The 23,397-nt window shown below is 58.0% G+C and carries 24 protein-coding genes and 1 tRNA gene; 9 read left to right on the forward strand and 16 right to left on the reverse strand.

The window, feature by feature from the left end:
* Nucleotides 1–400: 400 nt before the first annotated feature.
* Nucleotides 401–1,549, reverse strand: a complete 1,149-nt coding sequence (gene proB, locus AC559A_RS15480) for a glutamate 5-kinase (RefSeq protein WP_498818601.1) — start codon at nt 1,547–1,549, stop codon at nt 401–403.
* Between the two features lie 24 nt (nt 1,550–1,573).
* Entirely contained in the window at nt 1,574–2,563 is a 990-nt protein-coding gene (locus tag AC559A_RS15485) for an HD-GYP domain-containing protein (protein ID WP_498818602.1), read from the reverse strand.
* 143 nt (nt 2,564–2,706) lie between these two features.
* On the opposite strand from AC559A_RS15485, the gene AC559A_RS15490 reads away from it, so the two are divergent.
* Both AC559A_RS15490 and AC559A_RS15495 read left to right on the forward strand, forming a co-directional pair.
* Nucleotides 2,707–2,782 (forward strand) — tRNA-Ala (locus tag AC559A_RS15490).
* A 185-nt stretch (nt 2,783–2,967) separates the two neighbouring features.
* Nucleotides 2,968–3,795 carry a tRNA1(Val) (adenine(37)-N6)-methyltransferase gene (locus AC559A_RS15495; RefSeq protein ID WP_498818603.1) on the forward strand — a complete coding sequence of 276 codons (828 nt, stop codon included), beginning with the start codon at nt 2,968–2,970 and terminating at the stop codon, nt 3,793–3,795.
* A 13-nt stretch (nt 3,796–3,808) separates the two neighbouring features.
* Here AC559A_RS15495 and AC559A_RS15500 read toward each other — a convergent pair whose 3' ends face one another.
* Nucleotides 3,809–4,483, reverse strand: coding sequence for a CBS and ACT domain-containing protein (locus tag AC559A_RS15500; protein WP_028571893.1), 675 nt, complete (start codon nt 4,481–4,483; stop codon nt 3,809–3,811).
* A gap of 149 nt (nt 4,484–4,632) precedes the next feature.
* Between AC559A_RS15500 and larC the strand changes: the two genes are divergently transcribed.
* Nucleotides 4,633–5,892, forward strand: a complete 1,260-nt coding sequence (gene larC, locus AC559A_RS15505; protein ID WP_498818604.1) for a nickel pincer cofactor biosynthesis protein LarC — start codon at nt 4,633–4,635, stop codon at nt 5,890–5,892.
* Here the strand turns inward: larC and thyX are convergent, their stop codons facing one another.
* From thyX to AC559A_RS15545, 8 genes are all read right to left on the reverse strand, one after another.
* The gene (gene thyX / locus AC559A_RS15510) at nt 5,893–6,636 is read right to left on the reverse strand and encodes an FAD-dependent thymidylate synthase (protein ID WP_498818605.1); all 744 of its coding nucleotides are present in this window, start codon (nt 6,634–6,636) and stop codon (nt 5,893–5,895) included. It abuts the gene before it with no gap.
* 68 nt (nt 6,637–6,704) lie between these two features.
* The gene (locus tag AC559A_RS15515) at nt 6,705–6,980 is read right to left on the reverse strand and encodes a Txe/YoeB family addiction module toxin (protein ID WP_498818607.1); all 276 of its coding nucleotides are present in this window, start codon (nt 6,978–6,980) and stop codon (nt 6,705–6,707) included.
* On the reverse strand, nt 6,952–7,170 hold the full coding sequence (locus AC559A_RS15520; RefSeq protein WP_498818608.1) for a hypothetical protein: 219 nt from the start codon (nt 7,168–7,170) through the stop codon (nt 6,952–6,954). Before AC559A_RS15520 ends, AC559A_RS15515 begins: the two co-directional genes overlap by 29 nt.
* 12 nt (nt 7,171–7,182) lie before the next feature.
* The gene (gene ruvB / locus AC559A_RS15525) at nt 7,183–8,208 is read right to left on the reverse strand and encodes a Holliday junction branch migration DNA helicase RuvB (protein ID WP_498818609.1); all 1,026 of its coding nucleotides are present in this window, start codon (nt 8,206–8,208) and stop codon (nt 7,183–7,185) included.
* Between the two features lie 100 nt (nt 8,209–8,308).
* Nucleotides 8,309–8,914, reverse strand: a complete 606-nt coding sequence (ruvA, locus tag AC559A_RS15530; protein WP_028571895.1) for a Holliday junction branch migration protein RuvA — start codon at nt 8,912–8,914, stop codon at nt 8,309–8,311.
* A gap of 135 nt (nt 8,915–9,049) precedes the next feature.
* A complete protein-coding gene (ruvC, locus tag AC559A_RS15535; RefSeq protein WP_498818610.1) occupies nt 9,050–9,562 on the reverse strand; it encodes a crossover junction endodeoxyribonuclease RuvC in 513 nt (170 codons plus the stop codon).
* A 36-nt stretch (nt 9,563–9,598) separates the two neighbouring features.
* Entirely contained in the window at nt 9,599–10,342 is a 744-nt protein-coding gene (locus tag AC559A_RS15540) for a YebC/PmpR family DNA-binding transcriptional regulator (RefSeq protein WP_498818611.1), read from the reverse strand.
* Between the two features lie 292 nt (nt 10,343–10,634).
* The gene (locus AC559A_RS15545; protein ID WP_498818645.1) at nt 10,635–11,222 is read right to left on the reverse strand and encodes an RlmE family RNA methyltransferase; all 588 of its coding nucleotides are present in this window, start codon (nt 11,220–11,222) and stop codon (nt 10,635–10,637) included.
* A gap of 64 nt (nt 11,223–11,286) precedes the next feature.
* Between AC559A_RS15545 and AC559A_RS15550 the strand changes: the two genes are divergently transcribed.
* Nucleotides 11,287–12,885: a glycosyltransferase family protein gene (locus AC559A_RS15550; RefSeq protein ID WP_498818612.1), complete on the forward strand. Its 1,599-nt coding sequence runs from the start codon at nt 11,287–11,289 to the stop codon at nt 12,883–12,885.
* Here the strand turns inward: AC559A_RS15550 and AC559A_RS15555 are convergent.
* Nucleotides 12,880–13,932 (reverse strand): hemolysin family protein, encoded by a 1,053-nt coding sequence (locus AC559A_RS15555; RefSeq protein WP_028571899.1) that lies wholly within the window; start codon nt 13,930–13,932, stop codon nt 12,880–12,882. The two genes, AC559A_RS15550 and AC559A_RS15555, sit on opposite strands and share 6 nt — an antisense overlap.
* Before the next feature lie 149 nt (nt 13,933–14,081).
* Here AC559A_RS15555 and AC559A_RS15560 point away from each other — a divergent pair, with 149 nt between their 5' ends.
* Nucleotides 14,082–14,684, forward strand: a complete 603-nt coding sequence (locus AC559A_RS15560; protein WP_498818613.1) for a D-glycero-alpha-D-manno-heptose-1,7-bisphosphate 7-phosphatase — start codon at nt 14,082–14,084, stop codon at nt 14,682–14,684.
* Nucleotides 14,685–14,703: 19 nt separating this feature from the next.
* Here AC559A_RS15560 and dapB read toward each other — a convergent pair whose 3' ends face one another.
* The 3 genes from dapB to galE all read right to left on the reverse strand — a co-directional run bounded on the left by dapB (nt 14,704) and on the right by galE (nt 17,249).
* Nucleotides 14,704–15,498, reverse strand: coding sequence for a 4-hydroxy-tetrahydrodipicolinate reductase (gene dapB, locus AC559A_RS15565; protein ID WP_498818614.1), 795 nt, complete (start codon nt 15,496–15,498; stop codon nt 14,704–14,706).
* Nucleotides 15,499–15,727: 229 nt separating this feature from the next.
* Complete coding sequence (locus AC559A_RS15570; protein WP_498818615.1) at nt 15,728–16,219, reverse strand: GNAT family N-acetyltransferase; 492 nt, start codon at nt 16,217–16,219, stop codon at nt 15,728–15,730.
* Nucleotides 16,220–16,271: 52 nt separating this feature from the next.
* Nucleotides 16,272–17,249: a UDP-glucose 4-epimerase GalE gene (gene galE / locus AC559A_RS15575; RefSeq protein ID WP_028571902.1), complete on the reverse strand. Its 978-nt coding sequence runs from the start codon at nt 17,247–17,249 to the stop codon at nt 16,272–16,274.
* A gap of 212 nt (nt 17,250–17,461) precedes the next feature.
* Here galE and AC559A_RS15580 point away from each other — a divergent pair, with 212 nt between their 5' ends.
* The 3 genes from AC559A_RS15580 (at nt 17,462) to AC559A_RS15590 (ending at nt 20,167) form a co-directional block, all read left to right on the forward strand.
* The gene (locus AC559A_RS15580; protein WP_498818616.1) at nt 17,462–18,283 is read left to right on the forward strand and encodes a tetratricopeptide repeat protein; all 822 of its coding nucleotides are present in this window, start codon (nt 17,462–17,464) and stop codon (nt 18,281–18,283) included.
* Nucleotides 18,280–19,209: a cyclic di-GMP-binding domain-containing protein, MshE-related gene (locus AC559A_RS15585; protein WP_498818618.1), complete on the forward strand. Its 930-nt coding sequence runs from the start codon at nt 18,280–18,282 to the stop codon at nt 19,207–19,209. Before AC559A_RS15580 ends, AC559A_RS15585 begins: the two co-directional genes overlap by 4 nt.
* A gap of 106 nt (nt 19,210–19,315) precedes the next feature.
* Nucleotides 19,316–20,167 (forward strand): glycosyltransferase family 2 protein, encoded by an 852-nt coding sequence (locus AC559A_RS15590; RefSeq protein WP_498818619.1) that lies wholly within the window; start codon nt 19,316–19,318, stop codon nt 20,165–20,167.
* On the opposite strand, the gene AC559A_RS15595 is transcribed toward AC559A_RS15590, so the two are convergent.
* Nucleotides 20,136–20,504, reverse strand: a complete 369-nt coding sequence (locus tag AC559A_RS15595; RefSeq protein ID WP_028571904.1) for a molybdenum cofactor biosynthesis protein MoaE — start codon at nt 20,502–20,504, stop codon at nt 20,136–20,138. The genes AC559A_RS15590 and AC559A_RS15595 overlap by 32 nt on opposite strands.
* 247 nt (nt 20,505–20,751) lie before the next feature.
* Between AC559A_RS15595 and AC559A_RS15600 the strand changes: the two genes are divergently transcribed.
* Nucleotides 20,752–23,370: a hypothetical protein gene (locus AC559A_RS15600; RefSeq protein WP_498818620.1), complete on the forward strand. Its 2,619-nt coding sequence runs from the start codon at nt 20,752–20,754 to the stop codon at nt 23,368–23,370.
* Nucleotides 23,371–23,397 lie beyond the last annotated feature (27 nt).

Genomic DNA, 23,397 nt, shown 5'->3' on the forward strand with positions numbered 1-23,397 from the left:
TGTGTTAGGCACGCCGCCAGCGTTCATTCTGAGCCAGGATCAAACTCTCCACTTAATAAATCGCTCAAAATGAATCATGGCTATAAACCATAATTTGTCTCCCCCTCGCTATTTCATTGTCAAAGAACTCGCTCGCCGCATCGCGTCCCAACCACTGTCGATCGCGGCGAAGAGGCAGGTTCTATAGAACCCCCCCTCACCTGTCAACAAATATTTCCACGAAACAAAAATTTATTTTTTCTCATTAAAAAACAAAGCATTACAAAATTGGAGATGAGAAGCTCCTCGTCCCGACAACCGATCAAAAGAGCTGGCAACAGCCAAGCATAATCAAAAAACATTACTAATTAAAGAAGATAGGGAACGATACACGGGCAAGTTGCGTCCCGAAGAGGTAAATTCAACTCGCGACATTCATAAGCATATTATCGCGATGAACTGCCTCGGAGTAAGGGCACTGACCCAAAATCCCAGCGATCTCAGCACTTTTTCGCCCCATTATCCGCTTCAACTCCGCCGCTTTGTAGTTAGACAAGCCGACCCCGAGCGCTTGCCCTTCGGAGTCCATGATTCGAACCAAGGCACCGGCACCGAAGTTGCCTTCGAGGCGGTTGATCCCTGCGGGTAAGAGACTTTTGCCTCCTTGCCGCAAGGCGCTTGCCGCTCCCTGGTCCACCCATATCTCCCCATCCGGTTCTTGGTTGTATGCCATCCAGAACTTGCGCCGGGATATGCCTTTCTCCTGGGGCACCACCCAAGTCCCCAACATTTCGCCGTCAAAAACCTTTTCCAGAGAGAACTTCTCTTTTCCAGATACGATCAGAGTCGGCACCCCCAGTTGGGCGGCTCGTTTGGCGGCTAAAAGCTTGCTGTACATTCCTCCTGAGCCCGCCCCGGTCTTTCCACGACACAACGCCGAGGGCTCCAGGGCCTGGATGTCCGGAATGCAATCCAGGCAACGAGCTTCGGGATTTTCGTCCGGATTGTCTTCAAAAACACCCAGCGCGGAGGTCAAATTGACGAACAGATCCGCTTCGACCATGTTCAACAACAAGCTGGCCAGGCTGTCATTGTCGCCAAATTTCAATTCCTGGACAGCCACGGAGTCGTTTTCATTCACAATGGGAATGGCCCGCCAAGCCAGAAGGGTCTGAAACGTATGTCGGGCATTCAGAAATCGAGTCCGGCTTCGCAAGTCGTCTTTAGTCAGTAAAATCTGGGCGGTAACCTTTCCGAACCGTTCGAAAGCTTCGTCATAGGCATGCATTAATCGGCTTTGTCCTATGGCCGCGGCGGCCTGCTTCTCGGGCAGATGGCCATCCAGGCACAAACGAGATATCACTCGCCTTCCAGCGGCAACGGCACCGGACGAAACCAAGATCAAATCCAACCCCCGGTCATGCAGGGACGACATCTGATCGGCCAACCGCGAAACCACTCGCAAATCCAGCCCCTGTTCAGAAGTCAATACAGCACTGCCGACCTTGATCAATACGCGCCGAGCCTTCTCCAAAACCTGCCGCCGATGCGTCATCCAGTCACTCATCATCCACTACCCTTCTTCTTTTGCTTGTTACAACCGGATCGCATCCTGACTAATCATCCTGATAAAGGAAGCCACGAGTTCTTGGTCCAATCGGCCGCGTTCCACTTCCTTGGACAGAATCTTCAAAGCGTCGAAGGTGGTGACCTTGTGCTTCCGATAGGGTCTCTCGCACGTGATGGCGTCAAACATGTCCGCCACGGTGATCACCTGCACATGCCTGGGGATGTTCCTCGTCCCGGTCGGATACCCTGAGCCGTCCAGTTTTTCATGATGAAACAAGACACACTGGGCCACTGACTGTTCCAGGTCCATATACTGACACATTTCGACGCCATGGATAGGGTGTTTCTTGACCTCCTCGAACTCCTTCGGGGTCAAGACACCGGGTTTTTCAAGAATACTCTGCCTAATCTTTGACTTTCCGATATCGTGAAGCAATGCACCAACTCCGATCTGGCGGACAGTTGATTTTCTCAGAATTTGAGAATCCGACTGTTCACGATGGTGATGCATCAGCAAAGAAATCGAATAAAGAGAAGTATTTATGCAATGGATATACTCTTTATAGTTTGTAGCGATCAAGTTACGTATGGATTGTATAGCACCCTGATTATTATCAAATAAAGTATAAATGTTATCAACAATATGAACTAGCTTATCATAGCTTTCACTATTTGGATAATCCTTATTGATTTGATTTAAAAAGTTTTCCACGACGATCAGTGAATGGTCGTAGAGAATTTCTGCTTTATCATATAACGAAATATTTTGACTATCTAGTATTACAGGAAGATTTCTTTGAACAAAAGCCTCATATGTCAGCTTGTCTTTGTTGTCGATATATATATTACCAATACCATTTTCAATCAATCTTTCCAGATGCTTTTCAGTAAAGTTCTTAGGCGTTGCGTAAAGAATGTAATTATTATCCTGAAAAAGATAAATATCGAAGTCAAACTTTTGCTCCGAAATGACCAACAAAAGTGGAGGAATATGCAGGTATTGATTTTCTATCATAATACAGTACTGATTGAATTGAAGTATTTGACTGAAACAGTGAGACCTCGAGGCACTAGAGGACAAGGAGCGGTCGCCAACTGAATTGAAAACCTTGACCAATCTCAGATCAATTGATAATAGGCTACTCTTCTTTTCGAATAGGGGGCGTGGCTCAGTTGGGAGAGCGCTGCCTTCGCAAGGCAGAGGCCGGGGGTTCGAATCCCCCCGTCTCCACCAGAACTTCAAAGGGCAGAGGAGCTATCTTCTCTGCCCTTTTTGATTTTCGCCGGACGCACTCAGCAGACATACTCACCAGGCACACTCATAGGACACGCTCACCCAAGCTGTTCCTACCATTACCGTGGTTCTTGAATACCGATCCAGCCGCCCATTTCGATTTCGCGGAAAGCAGGCAAGACTCCATGAGCTTCCAAGACGACCCCAATCCGCATCGTCGCTCCTTTCCGCGAGGACTGGTCCAGCCGAAGCAAGGCTTTCGATTTTCCATCGACGCCCTTTTGCTTGCCTGTTTCGCGGCCGGTCGCCAACATCGAAAGGTCATCGACCTGGGGACCGGGTGCGGCGTGATCAGCCTGGGCCTCCTCCTTATTGATCCGAAAGAGCGTTCCCCAGGGGAATCGTTTCATGTTCTCGGGGTAGACAGCAACCGAGAGATGGTCGCCGCGGCCCAAGCCAATACCGAGAAGCTCGATTTCGGGACCCGCTTCACTCCGGTTATCGGCAACGTCGCGGCCATGAACGAAATTCCGGGATTCCGACCCGGCAGCTTTGACGCAGTGCTCTGCAATCCTCCATATCGGCCGGTCGGGCATGGACGCATGCCGTCCAACCCGGCAAAACAATCCGCGATGTTTGAAACCGGCACACGCATTGAGGACTTCCTTAAAGCGGCGTCACTGGCCTTGGCGACAAGGGGGCGGCTCTACATGGTCCATCTGCCGGAGCATCTCCCACGGCTCCTCGGCCATCTCGCGGCCGCCAATCTCGCACCGAAACGCCTGCGCCTGGTCCATCCCCACCAAAACAAACCGGCTTCCTTGCTTTTGCTGGAAACCAGAAAAGGAGGCAACCCTGGTTTGTCCGTCGAGGCCCCCTTGATTTTGTATCACCGCGACCGCTCTCCAGCTGGACACGTCGTCCATCGAACCACCGCCGAGGCGCTGGAGTTTTGCCCTTTCCTGGCCTCCAACAACTCACGCCCCGCCTCAAAGCCGTCGGAGCGCCCGTGATCTCCGCACCCCTCTATTTTACGGGATGCAGATTTTCCCTGGCCCAGTACAACAATTCGAATTGTTTCAATTTCTCCAACAAGGCGTCCAGGACGTTCTTTTCAAGGTCTTGAATCCGGACGTACACCTGTCGATAGCCTTCTTCCTCTTGCTGGCCGTAAGAGGTCAGGATGCTGATGATCCGAGCCTGTTCGTGGCGCAACGCTTCGAGCACTTCCTTGAGACTGCCCTCAGTGTTGGGCAGCTTGAACGCCAGCAGAACTCCACCGAAATGCGCTCCGGTTATGGCAATCAGCACCTTGAAGATGTCGCTCTCCGTAATGATCCCGGCAATCTTGCCCTGAGCGTCGACCACGGGTAGGCCGCCGACCCTCTTTTCCATCATGACCAGGGCCGCTCGTTCGATGGTGTCCTCCGGCAGGACGGTGAAGGGCTTTTTGGTCATGATGTCTTTGACCTTGATCTCCGAAAGGAGATAATACAGCTCGTGGATGTCAAGGGTGGTGGCCTTGGACGGCGAGGCTTCCTTGATATCCCGGTCCGTGACGATGCCGAGCAATTTCTTGTCGGCATCCACCACGGGAAGGCGTCGGATGCGCTTTTCCTTCATGATCTTGGAAACCTTCATCATAGAGACGTCCGGTTCCACGGAAATGACCTCCCTGGTCATCCAGTCACTGATCAGCATGGATAGTTCCTCCTTGGAAGATGAGACATTGAGATCCGTGTCGTCGGGACGCCGTTGTTTCACGGACTGCGCGTCGCGCTCGGCACGGGCCGAAAGACCGACATCAACCGCATGAAAAGACATACCAGTTCAGCCTTGGAAAGGAAACCATGAAAGCACTGTATTTAGACTGCCCCAGCGGGATCAGCGGTGATATGCTGCTCGCCGGTTTGATTGATCTTGGATTGGGCATCACCGACCTGGAACGGATTTTTCACCAGGCCGGAATGGACGTAGACCTGCGCACGGTGCACGATGTCCGGTGCGGACTTGCCGGGAAACGATTGGAAATACGGTCGAATGCCACGCAGCCGTTGCGCCGTCTTCCGGAAATCCTGGAGCTTCTGGACGGCCTGGCCCTGCCTCCGGATGTGGGCCGACGCGCCAGGCGGGCCTTTGAGCGGCTGGCCGAAGTGGAGGCCAAGGTTCACGGCGTTGATCCGTCGGTCATCCATTTTCATGAAGTCGGTGCCGTGGATACCGTGGTCGATGTTGTCGGGGCCTTCTGGGGACTGCACGAGTTGGAAATAACCACCGTTCATGCCGGACCGCTGCCCTGGTTTCGAGGCCAGGTGCGCTGCGCCCACGGCCTCTTGCCTTTGCCCGCCCCGGCGGTGGTGGAATTGCTCCACGGTAAACCCGTTTTCAGCACGGACCACACAATGGAGTTGATCACCCCCACCGGGGCCTTGCTTGTGGACCAACTGGTGGACGAATTTCGTCCCGGGCCTCAGGGCACACTGCTGCAATGCGGCATCGGGCTCGGCACCATGGACTTGCCCGCCCAGCCCAACGCTTTGCGCTGCCTGCTCTACTCCCCTTCCCTTTCAGGCAATGGGAAAGGATTGCCGAACGCGGGATTGGAGCGCACGGAAGAGATCGTCCAGTTCTCCACGAACATCGACCATCTGACCGGAGAGGAATTGGGGGGCTGTTTCGAGGCGTTATTCCAGGCCGGTGCGCTGGATGTTCTGTTTCTTCCGGGAATGATGAAGAAAAATCGTCCAGGCGGGCAGCTTCAGGTGCTCTGCCGACCAAAACACGCAGCCGCCGTGCAGCAAGCCGTTTTTCGGCAGACACTAACCCTGGGCGTACGTCGCCAACGCCTGGAACGGGTCGTCCTGGCCCGGCGCGAGGTCGTTGCCGAGACGCCCATGGGCGCGTTGCCGGTCAAGCAAGTGGGAATGGAAGGTGAACGATACGAACGGCCGGAATTCGAAGCTCTCCAGGAACTGGCTAGGCGGACGGGACGATCCGTAGCCCAGTTGCGCTACTTGCTGGGACCGGTCAACGCCGTGGATCAACACTGCGCGGAAAAAACTCTCGCGGGGAAGGACGATCGGAACGAAGGCGAAGAACGAGGGGAGTGATTATCCGCCGGACGGCTTCGACTGCAAGGGGTAGCGGCCGCAGGTAAAGCGCTCCCCTTCAGGACAGTATCCCAGGCTGACGCAGCGTGCCCCGGCGTGCTGGAACACGACCGGCAACTGCTCTTGGCAGATGACCAGCATTTCCTTGGCCATGGCCCGAATTTCCCACTGGGCGCGCTCGCAGCACCGCAGGGCGAAGAAGTGCAGCAGGCTGCGGCAGTTCATGGTCAGGACGATTTTGCTCTCCGCGGCCTGGGGCAGAACGAACCGGGCATCCTCGTTGGCCATGGCCCCCTTGCGGCCATGGGCCTGGAGCAGTTCCCGCAAGCGCCCGTAGGTCTGGGCGGTCCGGGCCATGAATTCCTCGAACAGATCCCTGGCTTCCGGAATCTTGGCGATCTGGGGCGGCAGAACGTATTCGAACCCGCTCTCGTTCACGTAGCGCTGGCTTTGCTGGGAATAGGAGGCCAGCCGGTGACGCACCAGTTGGTGGGTCAAGGCCCGGGAAACCCCTTCCACGGCAAAGGTGAAGCTGACGTGCTCCACCGGGCTGTGATGGCCGGACTCCATCACGTCCGCGACGAAACGGGCCTGCTCCGCGACGTCCACCTCCTCACCCACCAGCCTCGGCCAAAGCTCGCCCACGTATCCGGGGCTGTAACACTGCCGAAACGCGGCATAAATCACGGCCAAGGCGTCAGGGGTCATGGCCAGAAGGCGAACGTTCAATTTGGCTTGAGACATGTACTGGTGCTCATGGTTGAAGGATGCAACACGAAGAAAACCGCAAGAATACCATGCGAGAGCCAGTATCAATTCGAAGCATAGTGATATCGACAGGCAAGAATTCGAATGTCGCTGTCAACAATCTCATAAACGATTCGGTGCTCATCATCGATCCTCCTGGACCAGCACCCAGCCAGATCGTATTTCAGCGGTTCCGGCTTGCCCCTGCCCTTGAAAGGCGTTTTGCCGATTTCTTTGATCAGCGCCAGGATCTTTTTTGCCTTTTTTGGGTTTGTCGCAACCCACCACTCCAAATCTTCGATGGCCTTATCGTCAAATACCAAGGACACGATGCACTTCATCCATAGTCTTTCCTTCCTTTCGCAGTCTGGCCTGAGCCAGACGTTCCCGCATGACCGGGCTTTTCAGAAGGTAGGATGTTTCTTCTTCGGCCTGCTTGTCCAGGCGGGCACAGATGGTTTCCCATTCGTCGACCGGCACCACCACGGCGACGGGAGATCCGTTTCTATCCGTTAAATAACTCAAGTCCATATCGGTCTCCTTTTACTCAAAATCCAGCGCCCCCTGCTCACGAGCGGCTAAGGCTTGAGGGACGCGTTCCTTGAGGTGGGCGAAGGCCTGGGCCGTGGCTACGCGGCCGCGGGCCGTGCGTTTGATGAACCCGCATTGGATCAGGTACGGCTCGTAGATGTCCTCGATGGTCCGGACCTCTTCGGAGCAGGCCACGGCCAGAGTCTTGACCCCCACCGGACCGCCCTGGAACTGCTTGATCAGAGCGCTGAGGATGCGCCGGTCCATCTGATCCAGGCCATGGGCGTCCACGTCCATCCGGCCCAGGGCCTCCTGGGCTAACCGGGCGTCGATTTGAATGCCGCCCTGCACCGAAGCGAAATCCCAAACCCGACGCAGCAGGCGGTTGGCGATCCGGGGCGTACCCCGGGCGCGGCGGCCGATCTCCAATGCGCCGTCGTCGGTGATCGTCGCGGACAGCAGGGCCGCGGCCCGCCGGATGATGGTTGCCAGCTCCGCCTCGTTGTAAAAATTCAGCCGGGAAATCACGCCGAAGCGATCCCGCAGCGGAGAGGTCAGTAGTCCGAGGCGGGTCGTGGCCCCGACCAGGGTGAAGGGTTCCAGATCGATCTTCACGGTACGCGCGCCCGGCCCTTGACCGATGATCAGATCCAGCTTGAAATCCTCCATGGCCGGATAGAGAATCTCCTCCACGCTGGCCGGCATGCGGTGAATTTCATCGATGAACAGCAGATCCTGACGCCCCAGATTGGTCACGATGGCGGCCAAGTCCCCACTGCGCTCCAGAACCGGACCGGATGTGGTCACAAGATTCACACCCAGTTCGTTGGCCATGATCTGGGCCAGGGTGGTCTTGCCAAGCCCCGGAGGACCGTAAAACAAAGTGTGGTCCAAGGCCTGTCCGCGATCCCGGGCCGCCTGCAGGAAAACCCGCAAATTAGCCCGCAGATCGTCCTGCCCAATGAAGTCATCCAGTCGCTTCGGACGGATGGTCTCTTCAACGGGCAACGTTTGGGGCAAGGCTTGAGCCTGGGTCATAGTGCTTCTTTGCGCGTCTGCCGCGCCTCTCCATAGTCGCCCCGGAACCATTGCAAAACGGTTCGGGAGCCTTCACCGTTGTTTCGGGTTGATCTCGAATTCATTTCTTGGACGCCATCCCTTTCAGCACAACCCGAATCACCTCGCCGGGAGCCAGGTCCGGTTCGTCCCGCAAGGCCGCGTCCACCAGCGGAGCGACTTCGGCTTCGCAGTAGCCAAGGTTGACCAACCCGGCCAAGATGTCGCCCCGGACCCAGGATGGGCCGGAAGCCGCTTCGGCTTGGCGCGGGGCCGCGGGCAGGATCTTCAGTTTGTCTTGCAGTTCCAGGAGAATGCGCTGAGCGGTCTTCTGGCCGATGCCCGGAACCTTGGCCAGGGAATAGCCGTCCTGCTTGGCCACGGTTTCCCGCAGGGAGGCCAGGTCGAAGTGGGAGAGGATAGCCAGGGCGGTTTTCGGACCCAGCTTGGAAATGCTCAGCATGACCTCAAAGGCGGCCCGCTCTTCCCAGGTCGCGAAGCCGTACAGTTCCAGGGCGTCCTCACGGACCAGCGTGTAGACGAAATAGGCGGCCTCGTCTCCAGGGGCGGGTAGATTTTGAATCTCTCGCACCGGCAAAACCAGGGCGTATCCCACCCCTCCGGAGGTGGCCAGAATGCAGCCCTTAGGAACTTTTTGCAGAACCCGGCCTTGCAGGTATCCGATCATGAATGCCTCGAACGGGTGAAAAGAAGAAAAAATTGACGAAGAAACCGCCGAGGGAGGCGGCAACCGCGTAACTGCTCAGTAACCGGGCAAGCATGATCTGGATGCCCGCCTTCGCGGGGATGAAGAGTATGGGATTCAGCCATGAACTCGACTCCCGTCGGCCAGACGCAAAAAGCGCTGCTGGTTGACGTGACAGATGGCCACGGCCAGGGCGTCGCTGGCGTCCACGGCCCAGTCCGGCTTGGACACTCCCAGAAGCCGCGCCACCATGAAGGCCACCTGGGATTTTTCCGCCCGGCCCACGCCCACGATGCTCTTCTTGATCATGGTCGGCTCGTAACTGAACACCGGAACCCGTCCCTGGGCGCAGGCCGCGATGGCCACGCCCCTGGCCTGACCGAGCTTGAGCGCGGAAGACGGGTTGCGGGCCTGGAACACGTTCTCAATGGCGCTGTTGGCGGGCCGGTGCTGGGAGATAATCTCCACGAGTCCAAAAAAAATCTGGCCCAGGCGAACATCCATCCCAGCGTCCGCGGTGGTCCGGATAGTCCCGGCGTCGACCAGGGAAAGCCGGCCGGAAACCTCGCGGATCAATCCGTACCCGGTGATCCGCGATCCGGGATCGATCCCCAGGACGATCAATCCCATTCCTCCTGATCCGACACGGGAATCGCCCTTGGTCGGCTATTCATCCTGCATTAATTCTTCCGGAAAGTCACAGTTGACGTGGACGTTCTGAACGTCGTCGTAGTCTTCCAGGAGATCCATCAGCCGGATGACCTTGCGTCCGGTCTCCACGTCCACCGGAACCAGATTCTGCGGGACCATGGTTACTTCTTCGCTGAGCGGGGTCAGTCCGGCCGCGGCAAAAGCCTCCTGCACGGCCTGAAAATGCTCCTGAGACGTGCTGACCTCCCAGACGTCGCCATCTTCGCGGATGTCCTCCACCCCGGCTTCCAGCCCGATCTCCAGCAGCTGTTCGTCGGTATGGTCGGCCCGGTTGAAGGTGAACAGGCCCTTCTTGTCGAACATCCAGCCCACGCAGCCGGATTCGCCCAGGTTCCCGCCGTTCTTGGAAAAGATGTGCCGCACGTCCGCCACGGTCCGGTTGCGGTTGTCCGTGGCCGCGTCCACGAGAATAGCTACCCCGCCCGGCCCGTAGCCCTCGTAGGTGATCTCGTCCAGGGCCTCGCCGCCCAGTTCGCCGGTTCCTTTTTTCAAGGCCGCGTCGATCTTGTCCTTGGGCAGATTCACGGCCTTGGCCGCGGCAATGGCCGTGCGCAACCGGGCGTTGCTGTCCGGATCACCGCCGCCCTGCCGGGCCGCGAGCATGATTTCCTTGGTCACCTTGGTGAATACCTTGCCCCGCTTTTTGTCCTGCACGGACTTGCGGGCCTGGATGTTCTTCCACTTGCTGTGTCCTGCCATGGAGTATCCTTCTCTAATCGATTGATTTGTGGAATGAAGTCTGCCGGGTAGCTGCCAAGTCCGCTTTGTTCTCTGCAAAATCTCTATAATTTCAGAGCGGTAGATTGCAGCATGTTCAAAGAAAACATCCAAGGGGGGCCAGCAATCATCCAAATCGAAATCGCCGCTTTCGCTATCGAAATCGGAAAGTTACCAGAAATCGATTTCGATCACGATTCAGAGCGCCCGTAGTGAAAGGACAAAAATGCCCTGGGATAGCTGCAAAAAATCTTGAGATGTCACGAAAGGCCGCCTACTTCTTCCCGGTGGCGATGTAGAACATTTCCTTGCTTTCCGCCCGGGAGCTTTTGGGTTTGAAGCCTTGCACCCGCGAAAAGACGGTCCGCATTTCATCCAACAATTGCTTGGCTTCCTGGGCTTCGAAGAACTTGACCACGAACGAGCCGCCCTTTATCAGGCAAGCTTTACACAGTGCAAGAGCCTGATCGGCCAGGTCCAGGGAGCGGGCCTGGTCCGCGAACTTGACGCCCGTGGTGCGGGGCGCCATGTCGCTGAGCACCACGTCGAACGGGGCCGTTTCCAGGATCAGGCGATAGCCGTCCCCGGACTCGTCGAAAACGTCGCCCTGCATGAACAGCGCCTGTTCGGGCAGGTCGATGGTCAGCGGATTCAGGTCCAGAGCCAGTACGCGGCCCGAGGGACCGACTTTCCCGGCGGCGTACAGCGACCACGACCCCGGCGACGCGCCCAGATCCAGCACCTTTTGACCGGGACGCAACAGCTTGAACCGTTTGTCCGCTTCCTTGAGCTTGTACACCGAACGGGCCGGGTAGTTGTCCTGCTTGGCCCGTTGGAAGTAGTGATCCCGATACGTTTTCATCATGCCCACCTCTGTTTCCGCCGGGCAGCCTACCCGAAACCCGCTCCGGAGCCAAGCGCCCCCAATGACCGGCAAACCGACGGAAGACCGAAAGACACGCCCTCAACGCACTCAGGTCCTGGACCAGTTCGGACGCCGCAAATCCCTTCCCGGTGATCCAAAGCAGTATCGGATACTCTACGCTGGAGACGGGGCCGCAAACTCCGGCGTTCTCCTGCTGGGCATCGGGCCGGACCCGGACGTTGTCGTGGACATGCTTCGAGATCAAGGCGACGTGGCCTACCTGGAGTGCCCGGAGCTGCAACGCCAAATGCAACACCAGGCGCCCTCCGGTCACCGAGCCGCCCTACCCGCCCGGTGGCGGCCCGTCACCCTCCACGACCTGGACGATCCGGACCTAATCTCCAGGACCATCCTGTTCTACGGGCCGGGACTGTCCCTTTTCCCGGATTTCTGGTCCCCGGTCCTGGCCCGGATCGCCCTGCGACGCCTTTCGCCTCCGACCGCCCAGGACAAAAACCTCGCCTGGCTGCCCGCTTCCGAGCACAGGTTGTTGGCCCGCGAACTGACCCGGGCCTTCACCTCCCAGGGCTTGACCGTACGGTTGGTACCGGAATCCATATCGCCTCGGGAAACGCTCGGACGACTGAAGGAGGAGCGGCCGGACCTGTTCTTCAGCGTCAATTTCCAGGGGCTGGACCCTCAGGGCCAAAACCACGCCCTGCTTCGGCACGCCGGGGCTCAGGTCTGCGTCTGGTGCGTGGACAATCCGTTTCACCTGCTGACCGGGCTGCGCTCGGCCTATTGGAAACAATGCCGGTTGTTCGTCACGGACGACTGGTTCATTCCCCGCCTGCTGGAACAAGGCGCGACCCAAGTCGCTCATTTACCTCTGGCCGCGGCCGAACATTTTCTCCATCCGGCAACACCTTCTCCTTCGAAGGAAGACTGGTCCGAACTCCACCGAAGGGTCGTGTTCGTCGGACGCTCGGCCTTTCCGGGAAAAGAGCGCTTTTTCGCCGGTTGCGCGGTTCCGGAAAATCTGGAGCCAAGGGCCGCGGCCTTCATGGCCCAAGGCGGGCGTCCGGACTTTTCCTGGTGGTGGAAACAATTGCGCTTCCCGGCCTTATGGCCGGGACAAGCGGCGCGCCAGGTGGGGTTCGCCGCCGAGGAGTTCAGCCAACGTCGCCGCGCGGCTTATCTTCAGGCAGCGGGCCGGGATGGAAATCTGACCGTATTCGGAGACGCGGGCTGGAACGACCTGCTTGAAAAGAGCGACGTCCGCCCGGAAGTGGACTACTACGGCCCCCTGGCTCAAATCTATCGCCAGGCCCGTGTCACCCTGAACCTGACCAGCCTGCTCCTGCCCCACGGCCTGACCCAGCGCAACTTCGACGTCTGGGCCGCGGGAGGCTTCCTGCTCACGGACCACACCCCCGGCTTGGCGATCTTCGACCCGGAGCTAATTCGGGAAGTCACCTTCACGACTCAAACGTCCCTGCACGATCGTATTCGTCGCTTGGACGACGATCCGCCCCTGGCCGGCCACCTCAAACACGCATGGCGCGACCACATCCTGACAAAACACCTCTACACCCAACGGATCGTCACGGTGCTGGAAGCCGCCGCAAGCCGCGAAGCTCGGGCGTTCCTCCCATCATGACGCCTGGGACGTCGTCTTTTTCGCCACCAGTTGACTGCGTCGCTGCCGGGCCAGCTCGCGCATGTCCACGACCTGGTCGGTCTCGTCCACGATCTCGCTGCCCAGGATCTCCTCCAGCACATCTTCCAGGGTTACCAGTCCGACCAAGCCTCCATATTCATCCAGGACAATGAACAGGTGCATCCGAGACTCCAGAAAGCGCACCAACAGCTTGTCCAGGGTAATGGATTCCAGAACGAACTGAACCGGCTTCATCAACCTGCCCAGCACCAGATCGTCCTGGTCATTGGCCAGGGCTTCCAGTAATTCACGCCGATACACGATTCCCACGATATCTTCCTGGTCCTCGTCCTCGTAGACCGGAATACGACTGTGCGGCCACACGGTCTTCAACGTTCTGGCCTCGCCCACGCTCAGTTCAACCGGAAAGGAGAAAATCACCGTGCGCGGGGTCATGATATCCTTGACCATCTTGGTGTCCAGGGACAAGATGTTGCGGATGGACATCTCCTCATAATGTTTGATGACCCCGGCCTTTCGGGTCAGGCTGATCACGGCCCGCAGGTCGTCTTCCGTGGCCTCTGGTCCGGCTTTTTTCCGCCCGATCAATCGGGTTATCCGGTCCATCAGCCAGATCACCGGGCTGAACAGCACCACCAGAAAACATAAGGGCTGGGCCAGGAAACCGGCAAGTTGCCGATTGTACATCACGCCCATGGTTTTAGGAAGGATCTCGGCGAAGACCAGGATGATCATCGTGAAGACGGCGGAAAAATAGATCAGACTCTCCGTGCCGAAGAGCGCGGCGGCGAAAGCCCCGGCCACAGCCGCCCCGGCCGTATTGGCCACGGTGTTCAGGGTCAGGATCGCGGCGATGGGCCGCTCGACATTATTCCGGAGGTCAAAGAGCAGCACGCCGCTCTTTTTTCCGCTCTTGCGCATCTGCTCCAGATGGCTCCAGGGAACGGAATAGAGCACGGCCTCGGACAACGAGCACAGCCCGGAAACCAAGGTCGCCAGACCGACCACCAACAGCAACTCGAACATCGCGCCATCCTGACGTGAGCGAAGCGCAAAACAGCGTTTTGCGTCCCGCTCGTTGAAGATTGACGGTTGATCGTTGATGGGTGATCAACGAAACATCCGCATTCCAAATTACCAAACCCGACGCACTACAACCAATGAAGCGACAATCCATGTACGAACAAATCCACAACATCCTTCTGGACCGCGACGGCACGGTCATCGAAGAGCGCCATTATCTGGCCGCCCCGGACGGCGTCCAACTCATTCCCGGAGCCGGTCCGGCCCTGCGCGCCCTGATGGACTCCGGACGACGCCTTTTTCTGGTCACCAACCAATCCGGCATCGGACGCGGCTATTTTTCCCTTGCCCAATATGAGGCCGTGCAGGGGCGCTTGCTCCAACTACTGAGCGAAGAGGGCGTGGAACTCACGGCCACCGTAATGTGCCCCCACGGGCCGGATGACGATTGCGTCTGCCGCAAGCCTCTGCCCGGCCTGTGGGAGGAACTGCGGGCCACGCACGGTCTCGACCCGGCCCGGACCATCATGATCGGCGACAAGGTGGCGGACATCCGCTTCGCGCGATCCGCGGGCCTGGCCGCCGCGGCCCTGGTACTCACGGGCCACGGCCGACAAACGGCGATAGACCAGGACCTGGGCCTGCCGCATCCGCTCGCAAAGGCCGTGGCCCTGCACCCGCTGACAATCCCGGACCATCCGGACATTCTGGCACCGGACTTGGGCGCCGTGGCGGATCTGCTTCTGAAAACCTGACGCTTCCTGATGCCAAGTCCTACAACGCCGTATCCAGCATGTCCGCGATGGCGTAGAGCTTGCCGGGCTGTTGACCGGACAACCACTTGGCGGCCCGCAGCGCGCCCTGGGCGAAGGTTTCTCGGGAATGGGCGCGGTGGGTGATCTCGATCCGCTCCCCGGGGCCGAAAAAATAGACCGTGTGATCTCCGACCACATCCCCGCCGCGCAAGGTCTGCACGCCGATCTCCTCGGCCGGACGAGCGCCGATGATGCCCTCCCGGCAGCACTGCTTGACCGTGTTGTACTCCCAGCCTTTGGCCTCGGCCAGACACTGGGCCAGCTTGACCGCGGTGCCGCTGGGCGCGTCCTTCTTGGCCTTGTGGTGAATTTCCATCAGTTCCAGGTCGTAGGCCGGACCCAGCAGAGCCACGAGCTGGGGCAGGATGCGCAACAACACGTTCACGCCCACGCTCATGTTCGGAGCCCAGAGCACCGGCGCGGCCTTGGCCGCCTCACGCAGCTCCTCGGTCTGCTCCCGGGTCATGCCCGTGGTCCCGATCACGGCTCGATGCCCGGTCTTGGCCACGGTCTTGGCCGTAACCACCGAGGCTTCCGGCGCGGTAAAGTCGATGACCACCGCGTCTCCCAGCCCGTCCAGCACCTGCTCCAGACTGTCGCCATGCACGCAACCGTGCGCTTCCAGGCCCTGCTCATGTCCCGGACGTTCCACCACTCCGGCCAGAGTCAGTTCCGAATCCTCTCGCGCCAACCGGGCCAACGTCGCGCCCATCCTGCCGTTGGCTCCCATAATAACCACGGAACATACACTCATGATTGTCTCCTGTTTTGTCTGTTATCCCATTTCCAATTCAAAGCTTCTCTTTCGGTATCAGAATCGAGGTCCGAATCGGGGTCGGTATCGGTATCGGGATCGGGATCGATACTGTTTGTTCGCCAATAATTCTCATTCGATCCCGATTCGGATACCGATACCGATACCGACCCCGATATCTGCATTCTCTCAAGTAAATAACGCATTGCCCAAGTAGAACTGGCAGTACTTATGACGGACTGCCCGGGGCGCGCAGTCGCATATGAATCAGCGCGACCCGGCTCCCACTCTTATCACGCCGTTCTTCCACGGCATAGGGTTGAAATCCCAGCCGGGGATACAGCAACAACCCGGCAACGTTGCGGTTGAAGCACGATACCGTCACCTCGGCCGCCCTGTATTTCGTTAAAGCAAGGTCAATCATTCGCTCAACGAGGTACCGACCCACGCCCTTTCCTCGCGCCGTCGGGGAGACGATGACGTTGCCGATGGAACAGCATCCTTCCGTTTCCCAGCGATAAAAATTGGCGAACGCGACGACGTTTCCGTTATCCTCCACCACCGTGGAATCCGAGCGTTGACGGACGGCCTCCAGCAGTTGAGGCGGCGTCAACGGATACGTGGCCTTGGGATACGCGAAGAACAGCTCGTCCTCGTTGCGTGGGAATGAGCAAATGGCGTGGAGGTCGCTTTCAGCGGCGGGGCGGTGGGTCAGGATCATGATTCGACGGCATTCCCAAAGGAGGACGGTTCCCGGCCCGAACGGCGTGCAATCATCGTGGTCCGGCGTGCCAGTCCCAGGCCGTCCGGACAATGTCCTCCAATCGAGGAAGGCTCGGTTCCCATCCCAAAACGGCCCGGGCCTTGTCCGCCACGGCCACCAGGGCCGGAGGGTCTCCGGCCCGCCGGGGGGCGTCCAGAGTCGGCACCTCTCGTCCGCCCACTTCCCGGACCATGTCCACGACCTGACGTACACTGTGCCCCGAGCCGGTTCCCAGATTGAACGCCTCGCTGCGATCCTCGTCCAGCAGGAATCGCAACGCGGCCACATGGGCCCGAGCCAGATCGGCGACATGGATATAATCCCGAATCGCCGTCCCGTCCGGAGTCGGATAATCCCGGCCAAAAACGGACAACGGCCCGCGCTTGCCCTGGGCCGCGAGCACGGCCAGCGGGATCAGGTGGGTCTCCGGATCGTGCTCCTCACCCAGTTCACCGTCCGGATCGGCCCCGGCCGCGTTAAAGTAGCGCAGGGCCACGTGACGCAGACCATAGGCCGCGTCGAAGTCCCGGAGCATTTGTTCGATCATCAGCTTGCTCCAGCCATAGGGGTTGACCGGATGCTGGGGATGGGACTCGGGAATGGGAATCTCCAATGGTTCGCCGTAGGTGGCACAGGTGCTGGAAAAGACGATCCGCCGGCACCCGTGCCGGAGCATGGCCTCCAACAGGCTGAGCGACCCGGCAACGTTGTTGCGGTAATATTTTTGGGGATCGGTCACGGACTCGCCCACATAGGCATAGGCCGCGAAGTGGATCACCGCCTTGGGCGCATGAGTCGCGAACAACGCGTCAAGAACGGCCCCGTCCAGGATGTCCCCCTTGACCAGTTCTCCCCAGCGCACGGCCCACTCATGGCCGTAAACCAGGTTGTCCAAGGTCACCGGTCGATATCCGGCCGCGGCCAGGGCCTTGCAGGTCTGGCTGCCGATATACCCGGCCCCGCCGGTTACCAGAATGACGTCGCTCATATCCTCGCCCCTTTTTGACTATCGCTTGGTTGCTTTTATCGAAATCGCAATCAAAACCGCATTCGATTCCGATCAATCTTCGACTCAGTGGCCATTAAGACCAAATCCACCCTGCTTTCCTTCTCCGACCGCTTGCGTCCCCCGCTGTTGCCAACTACAAAAAGAAACCCGTGCGAGGCGACACATCAACTTTTTTCCTATTTCCTTCAGCAATGCAATACCATCCGACACCAGTCACCCCTCCCCCTTCTCAGGACGTCCGCATCAAGGGGGTCTTTTCCACCACCTCCCGCATCACCGTGGGTTTTGGGCACACCAAAAAGAAAATCAGTCAAAACGTTCTGGTCTTTGCCGTTGAGGAAGAAGACGGCAACATTTCCATCCAATCCCTGAACGCCCATTTCGTTCCCACGGGAACGGCCAAGGTGATCACCCGAGAGAATCTGCTCAAAAACTACCTGCCCGAGCCGGACGTCTACCTTTCCAAGGTCTTCCCCATGATGCGCGCCGTGGAAAAGTCCGTGGCCCGCGGCGAACGGCATCTGCGCAACAACGAAACCTTCAGCGCGGAAATGGAATTCAAGACCGCCCTGCGCATCGACGAGGAAAACATCCGGGCCACGTTCGGACTCGGTCTGTCCTATCTGGCCCGAGGCGACACCCAGCACGGGGCCATCGTCTTTCGTCGTCTGGTTCGCCTGAACGCGGCCTTTGAGCCGCGACACAAACACATGTTCAACCAGTTCGGCATCTCCCTGCGCAAGAACAAGATGTATCCTCAGGCCCTGAAGTACTACGTCAAGGCGAGCATCATCAGCGGTGAGGACGAAAACCTGATCTTCAACATGGGTCGCACGTTTCTAGAAAAAGGTCGCCCGACCTTGGCCTTGAAATTCGTCGACAAGGCCCTGGCCATGAACCCAAACCTGACCGAAGCCCGAAAATTCAAGACGTTTCTGGAAAAACGCATCGGCTCATTCGCTCCAAGATCTTCAAACGCCCCCAAACCTGCTAAAACTTACAAATTCCTATGACCCGGACACCGGCGACGAACCCAAACCCCATTTTCTTCGGCCAGTACCTGCTTCAGGCCGGGATCATCACCGAGGCCCAACTCCAAAAGGCCCTGGCTTTGCAGGAACGGCACAACCAGTTGCTTGGCGAACTGGCCTTTTCCCGAGGTTACCTGAGCGAGGACCAGATCCGGGAGACGACCAGGGAGCAAAAGCTCCTGGACCTGCCCTTCGGCGTGATCGCCCTGCGCAAAAACTACCTGACCCCGAAACAGCTGGATGATCTTCTGTTTTCACAGATCGTGGCCACCACCCATATCGGCGAAGCCCTGGTGGAACTGGGCCATCTGTCCGCTTCCGATCTGGGTCGATTGCTCAACGAATACAACCGCTATGAGCAAGACCGCCAACGCGGAGTCGAAGCCGGATTACGCGCCCTGCCTGAGTCCTTGGTGGTCGTCGCCGGGACCGAGGCTCTGCACCGAGCCTTTCTCCGCTTTGCCCACTCCCCCACGACCATCGTGGCCATAGACGGACCGCCCACGCCAGACCTCTCCTGGACGTTTCTGGTCTGGCTGGAGACCATCGACGGAACCTGGGTCGCCATGGCCACCAGCCTCAGCGAACGCAACGCCCTGAAAATCGCGGCGAAACTGGCGGTTTCCGAAGCGGATGTTCATTGTGATCTGCGCTGTCAGGGCCGAAACAGGCTCTTCTTCACCATTGTCAAACGCTACTTCGTTCACCTGCTGAACAAGCAGGGCATCCAGGTCGCCCAGGCCGGGATGCGCAAGGGCGACATCGACGCCTCCCCTCGCTTGTCCTCGACCCTCCCCCCGGAAGGCCGACAGGACGTCAGAGTCCAACTGGTCTCTCCCGTAGGCCCCATCGAAGCGCGATTCTTCCTCTCCGGCTGGAAGCAGCCGGTTGCTGACGCAGAGCCCTGAGGTCAACCGCCGAACTCCATGCGCTGCCCCCACTTCCAGCCCTCGGGCCAAAACTCGACTGACCAAGACTCGGCTTCCCGCCCGCGCTGAGTCCGGTGAAGGCATCGTGCTGGTTTCCATCGTCATTCCGGTCTTCAACCGCTCGGAGCAGATCCTCCGGGCGGTCCGCTCCGTACTGGCCCAGCGCGGCCGTCACAGCCCCTGGAGGGGATTGGAAGTATTGGTGGTGGACGACGGGAGTACGGAAGGAATCCCGACGGCGCTGCGCGAAATCCGGGATCCGAGAGTGCGGATTCTGCGCCACGATCAAAACCAAGGCGTTTCGGCTGCTCGCAACACGGGGCTGACGGTGGCCCAGGGCGAATACCTGGCGCTGCTGGATTCGGATGACTGGTGGTTGCCGGAAAAACTGGCGACCCACCTTGCCTACCATGAAGCCGGAGGCTGGCGCATTTCCCAGACCGACGAAATCTGGATTCGCCGAGGACGTCGGGTCAACCCCATGGTCAAACATGCCAAACCCGAAGGCTGGTTTTTTGAAGACGCCCTGAAGCTGTGCCTGATCAGCCCGTCCTGCGTACTGTTCGACCGCCGGTTCTGGGAAGAGGTCGGGCCCTTCGACCCTGCACTCCCGGCCTGTGAGGATTACGATCTCTGGCTACGTACGCTGATCCGCCATCCCGTGGGCTTCTGCCCTGAAAAGCTGGTCCACAAGACCGGCGGCCATCCGGACCAACTCTCCAGAAAAATCATCGGCCTGGATCTCTACCGGATCCAGGCTCTGGTCAAGCTGCTGCGAACCCAGGTCCTCTCCTCGCTGCAACGCTTGGCCACGATCCGGGAACTCCGAGCAAAGGCACGGGTCTACATCAGCGGCTGCCTCAAGCACGACAAACCTGAGGAGGCTGAACGGATCAAGCTGTGGCTCAGCCCGTGGCTGGAATCTCCCGCTTGCTGACGCCCTCGGCCTTGATTCGCTCCAAAAGCTCTGAAAGAACGGGTTTGACGTGCTCGCGCACGTCCCCGGCCACGATAATGAACAGCAGATCGTCGCCGGGCTGGAACAGTCCGGACCTAGCCTCCACCACGATTCGAAAAATGCCCGGTTTGGCGGAAAACTCCCGGACCAGTTCCTGAATTTTTTCCTGATCCGGGGTTACTTCCAAGGCCTGGACCTGTTGCTTGTCCTTTCTGGACCAGCTACGAACAGTACCGTTATGCACGAGCACCATGCCGACGTTGTCCACGAATCCGGGTTCCTGTTTCAATTGCCCGATGGCCTTGCTGATATCCATGCTCCCATCCTTTATTTATGAGTTGACGACAACGGCTCCGCCCATCTGTTTTGCCTTCAAATGGCGGTATCAGGTCTTGGCTCTGGAACCGAAATCGGTATAGAAATCGAAATCGAGAAGAACAAGCGCATCATTGAATGACGGCGATACCGATTTCGATATCGATTTCGATCCCGGGCATGCCCGGGCTGCTTCTGTCATCTGAACATAAAGCGGAATCAAAACCGCCGATTCTCCCGAGGAAGTCATGTATCTGCTTTCCGATATCTTGAAAAGTCTGCCCAAAGTAACCAACCCTCGTCTGGTGCTGTCTGGGTTCGGCGTCTGGGTGCTCTGGCGTAACAAGGCCGGCAGCACCACTCACCAGACCTTGACGCGCTTCGGCGGAATCAAGATCAGCATCGGCTCCAATCAAAGTCTGTGGTACTTTCCAAACTCCCAGGTTTTTCCGGCTCTGGCGCGAATGCTGCTCTGGACCAAGGTCCACCCCGAACCGGTACTGAGCCAGGTATTGCCGGCCAAACTGATCTTGGGAGAATCAAACAGCGAACTCTCGTTAAGCATCTCCAACCAACTCGCGGAGCAAAAAATCACTCCAGGGGAGTCCTTCGACGTCTGGGTCCATCCGGACTTGATCAGTCACGTTTCCACCTTCCCCGGTCTGGGAGTCGAACAACGCCCGCCGATGTTCGGGATGACGCCCATCAACTGGCATGCCATCAAGGTTGATCCCGGCTTTTCCTTGGACGCGGATCTTGGATGGTTTTTTTTCATCAAGCCCATGCAGGACAAGGAAAGCGAAAACTACGTTCTGCGTTGGAAAAATTTCTACATGCGCCTGAAGACCATTCTGGACCGTCTGGGCATCCGCTACATCTATCAAGACAACTTGCTCTTCTTTAAAATCGACGGGCTGAACCAACTCTCTTCCTGGATTCGAGAAATTCTGGCGACCATCGCGCATCACAAATCCGACGAACCGGACGCCTACTGGCCTTGCCTTTACTGCGCCGTTCAGTCCCAAGGCCTGAACTTCAACGACGAACTGCCGACCAAAATCCCGATCACTTGGGACCGCCTCGCCCCGGACACCCCTCATCTCCCCCTCAGCACGGGACTTCTGCTGCGCGACGAATTCGCGATTACTTTCTTGGATGCGGCGGGCGACCTGCCTCTGGATTCTCTTTGCCAACTCGGTCTTTCCGACCACGATTCCCCTGAACGACGCAGGGTGGATTTTCCGGCCTCAGCTTCCCTGTCCGCCGGAAAAAAAGCGCCCTGCTTTTATTGCGGCATGAAATCTCACGAATCGTCAAATTGCCCCAGTCGACAGATCTTCAACGCGGAACCGGGAGTCTGGGACAAAGTCGGGGTCATGGACATCAAGGAGCTGGCCAAGGCCGTCAAAACCCTGGACAAAACCGTCGGAAACGGGGACCTTGCCGCCATGCCGGAACTGCTGCTGGCCGAGGGACCGGAACATACTTTTCTCAAAGCTGTTTTTGAAATCAATTGCCCGACTCAGCACCGGATGATGCGCATGGTTTGGCGCAGCCGCGGCAAGGAATTGCCTGACGGACTGCGCCAACTCTCCCCGCCTGAGGGCGAATACGTCTGGTCGGCCTTGGAAAACACCCGCTCACGCAACTATTCCCAAGCCGAGCGCATGATGCAGCAGGCCATCCTGCGAGCTTCGAAAAACTACCAACCTCATGTTCTGCTGGGATTCATCGCCTTGGAGACGGGAAATCCACGCCAGGCCGAGGGACATTGGAAAAATGCTCGGAACCTGTGCTATACCCCGTTGCAACAAGGGTACTTGCTGTTTCTCAAGGCACGGCTGCTCGAGATCCAAGGGACATACGACCAAGCCCATGAAACATATTCAGACTCCCTGCGCTATTCCCCAAAATGGCTGGAGCCCCGCTATCGCCAGGCGGTTTGCCTCACGAAAAAAGGCTTCCTGGATCAAGCCTGGACAATTTTCGTCGACCTGATCATCCAGGAGCCGCACATTTTCAACCGCATTCTCTTCGACCACGAGCTTGAACGTGGGCGCTCCTTCTTGCTTTCGGCCCTGGCCGGTCCATGGACGGCGACCATACAAAAAGCCGAAAAAGAGCAGGACGCGCTCAAGCAACTTTGCTCGAAACTGGAGACGTGGTTCGGACCGGATAACCAGTTTCGCAAGGATACTGAGGAACGTGCCGCGACCCTTCAGAAAAACAGCCAAGTGGAAAACTATGTGTCCTTTACCAAACTAGCCGAAGTCACCGAAAAACTGCATAAGGAAACTGACCGTGAGATCAAGGAGGCCGTAGCTTCCTTAAAAAAGGAAGCCCAGAACAATATTGAACGGGCTCGCGCCATTTTTGATGAAATCGCCTATTTCCCTTTTCCAAAACTGATCAGCAAAATCAACCGCGATTATAACCAGGCAGGCCGTATTCTTCAGCGCATTGCCAAGTCGGATCTGAGCAACGGCAGTTCCTTTCGGCAAGCCACCATGGAAATGAAAGAGGCGGGCGACATCCTGGACAGGATGGGCAAGCGCATGAGAAGTTTGGTAATCCTCAGAGAAGGGGCGCTCTTTTTCTTGTTTTTAAGTAAAACGTTCCTTTGGCTGGCCATGTTCGGATTGCTGGCGTCAGCCATCGCGGTTCCGGTCCTGTTGTACGCGATCCAGGAATCCGGCTCCGTCTGGGCCACGGAGTGGATGACGACTCAACGATGGCAGGTCCAGCGCACCGTAAGCATGCTCATGATTCTCATCAGCGGAGTCGTCGCCGCGCTCTGGACCACCGCACGGTATGCGAAGACGAAACAAAAATATTTGGCAAAGGCAAGGCAGAAGCGAAAAAAATGACCCCTGACCGCGGTTACCTCATCAAAA

The sequence above is a fragment of the Desulfonatronum zhilinae genome (assembly GCF_900182865.1).
GTDB lineage: Bacteria > Desulfobacterota > Desulfovibrionia > Desulfovibrionales > Desulfonatronaceae > Desulfonatronum > Desulfonatronum lacustre.

What these genes read in the sequence shown, in the direction of transcription:
- proB (WP_498818601.1), bottom strand. Translation starts at nt 1,549, where the DNA reads ATGATGAGTGACTGGATGACGCATCGGCGGCAGGTTTTGGAGAAGGCT.
- AC559A_RS15485 (WP_498818602.1), bottom strand. Translation starts at nt 2,563, where the DNA reads ATGATAGAAAATCAATACCTGCATATTCCTCCACTTTTGTTGGTCATT.
- AC559A_RS15495 (WP_498818603.1), top strand. Translation starts at nt 2,968, where the DNA reads ATGAGCTTCCAAGACGACCCCAATCCGCATCGTCGCTCCTTTCCGCGA.
- AC559A_RS15500 (WP_028571893.1), bottom strand. Translation starts at nt 4,483, where the DNA reads ATGCTGATCAGTGACTGGATGACCAGGGAGGTCATTTCCGTGGAACCG.
- larC (WP_498818604.1), top strand. Translation starts at nt 4,633, where the DNA reads ATGAAAGCACTGTATTTAGACTGCCCCAGCGGGATCAGCGGTGATATG.
- thyX (WP_498818605.1), bottom strand. Translation starts at nt 6,636, where the DNA reads ATGTCTCAAGCCAAATTGAACGTTCGCCTTCTGGCCATGACCCCTGAC.
- AC559A_RS15515 (WP_498818607.1), bottom strand. Translation starts at nt 6,980, where the DNA reads ATGAAGTGCATCGTGTCCTTGGTATTTGACGATAAGGCCATCGAAGAT.
- AC559A_RS15520 (WP_498818608.1), bottom strand. Translation starts at nt 7,170, where the DNA reads ATGGACTTGAGTTATTTAACGGATAGAAACGGATCTCCCGTCGCCGTG.
- ruvB (WP_498818609.1), bottom strand. Translation starts at nt 8,208, where the DNA reads ATGACCCAGGCTCAAGCCTTGCCCCAAACGTTGCCCGTTGAAGAGACC.
- ruvA (WP_028571895.1), bottom strand. Translation starts at nt 8,914, where the DNA reads ATGATCGGATACCTGCAAGGCCGGGTTCTGCAAAAAGTTCCTAAGGGC.
- ruvC (WP_498818610.1), bottom strand. Translation starts at nt 9,562, where the DNA reads ATGGGATTGATCGTCCTGGGGATCGATCCCGGATCGCGGATCACCGGG.
- AC559A_RS15540 (WP_498818611.1), bottom strand. Translation starts at nt 10,342, where the DNA reads ATGGCAGGACACAGCAAGTGGAAGAACATCCAGGCCCGCAAGTCCGTG.
- AC559A_RS15545 (WP_498818645.1), bottom strand. Translation starts at nt 11,222, where the DNA reads ATGAAAACGTATCGGGATCACTACTTCCAACGGGCCAAGCAGGACAAC.
- AC559A_RS15550 (WP_498818612.1), top strand. Translation starts at nt 11,287, where the DNA reads ATGACCGGCAAACCGACGGAAGACCGAAAGACACGCCCTCAACGCACT.
- AC559A_RS15555 (WP_028571899.1), bottom strand. Translation starts at nt 13,932, where the DNA reads ATGTTCGAGTTGCTGTTGGTGGTCGGTCTGGCGACCTTGGTTTCCGGG.
- AC559A_RS15560 (WP_498818613.1), top strand. Translation starts at nt 14,082, where the DNA reads ATGTACGAACAAATCCACAACATCCTTCTGGACCGCGACGGCACGGTC.
- dapB (WP_498818614.1), bottom strand. Translation starts at nt 15,498, where the DNA reads ATGAGTGTATGTTCCGTGGTTATTATGGGAGCCAACGGCAGGATGGGC.
- AC559A_RS15570 (WP_498818615.1), bottom strand. Translation starts at nt 16,219, where the DNA reads ATGATCCTGACCCACCGCCCCGCCGCTGAAAGCGACCTCCACGCCATT.
- galE (WP_028571902.1), bottom strand. Translation starts at nt 17,249, where the DNA reads ATGAGCGACGTCATTCTGGTAACCGGCGGGGCCGGGTATATCGGCAGC.
- AC559A_RS15580 (WP_498818616.1), top strand. Translation starts at nt 17,462, where the DNA reads ATGCAATACCATCCGACACCAGTCACCCCTCCCCCTTCTCAGGACGTC.
- AC559A_RS15585 (WP_498818618.1), top strand. Translation starts at nt 18,280, where the DNA reads ATGACCCGGACACCGGCGACGAACCCAAACCCCATTTTCTTCGGCCAG.
- AC559A_RS15595 (WP_028571904.1), bottom strand. Translation starts at nt 20,504, where the DNA reads ATGGATATCAGCAAGGCCATCGGGCAATTGAAACAGGAACCCGGATTC.
- AC559A_RS15600 (WP_498818620.1), top strand. Translation starts at nt 20,752, where the DNA reads ATGTATCTGCTTTCCGATATCTTGAAAAGTCTGCCCAAAGTAACCAAC.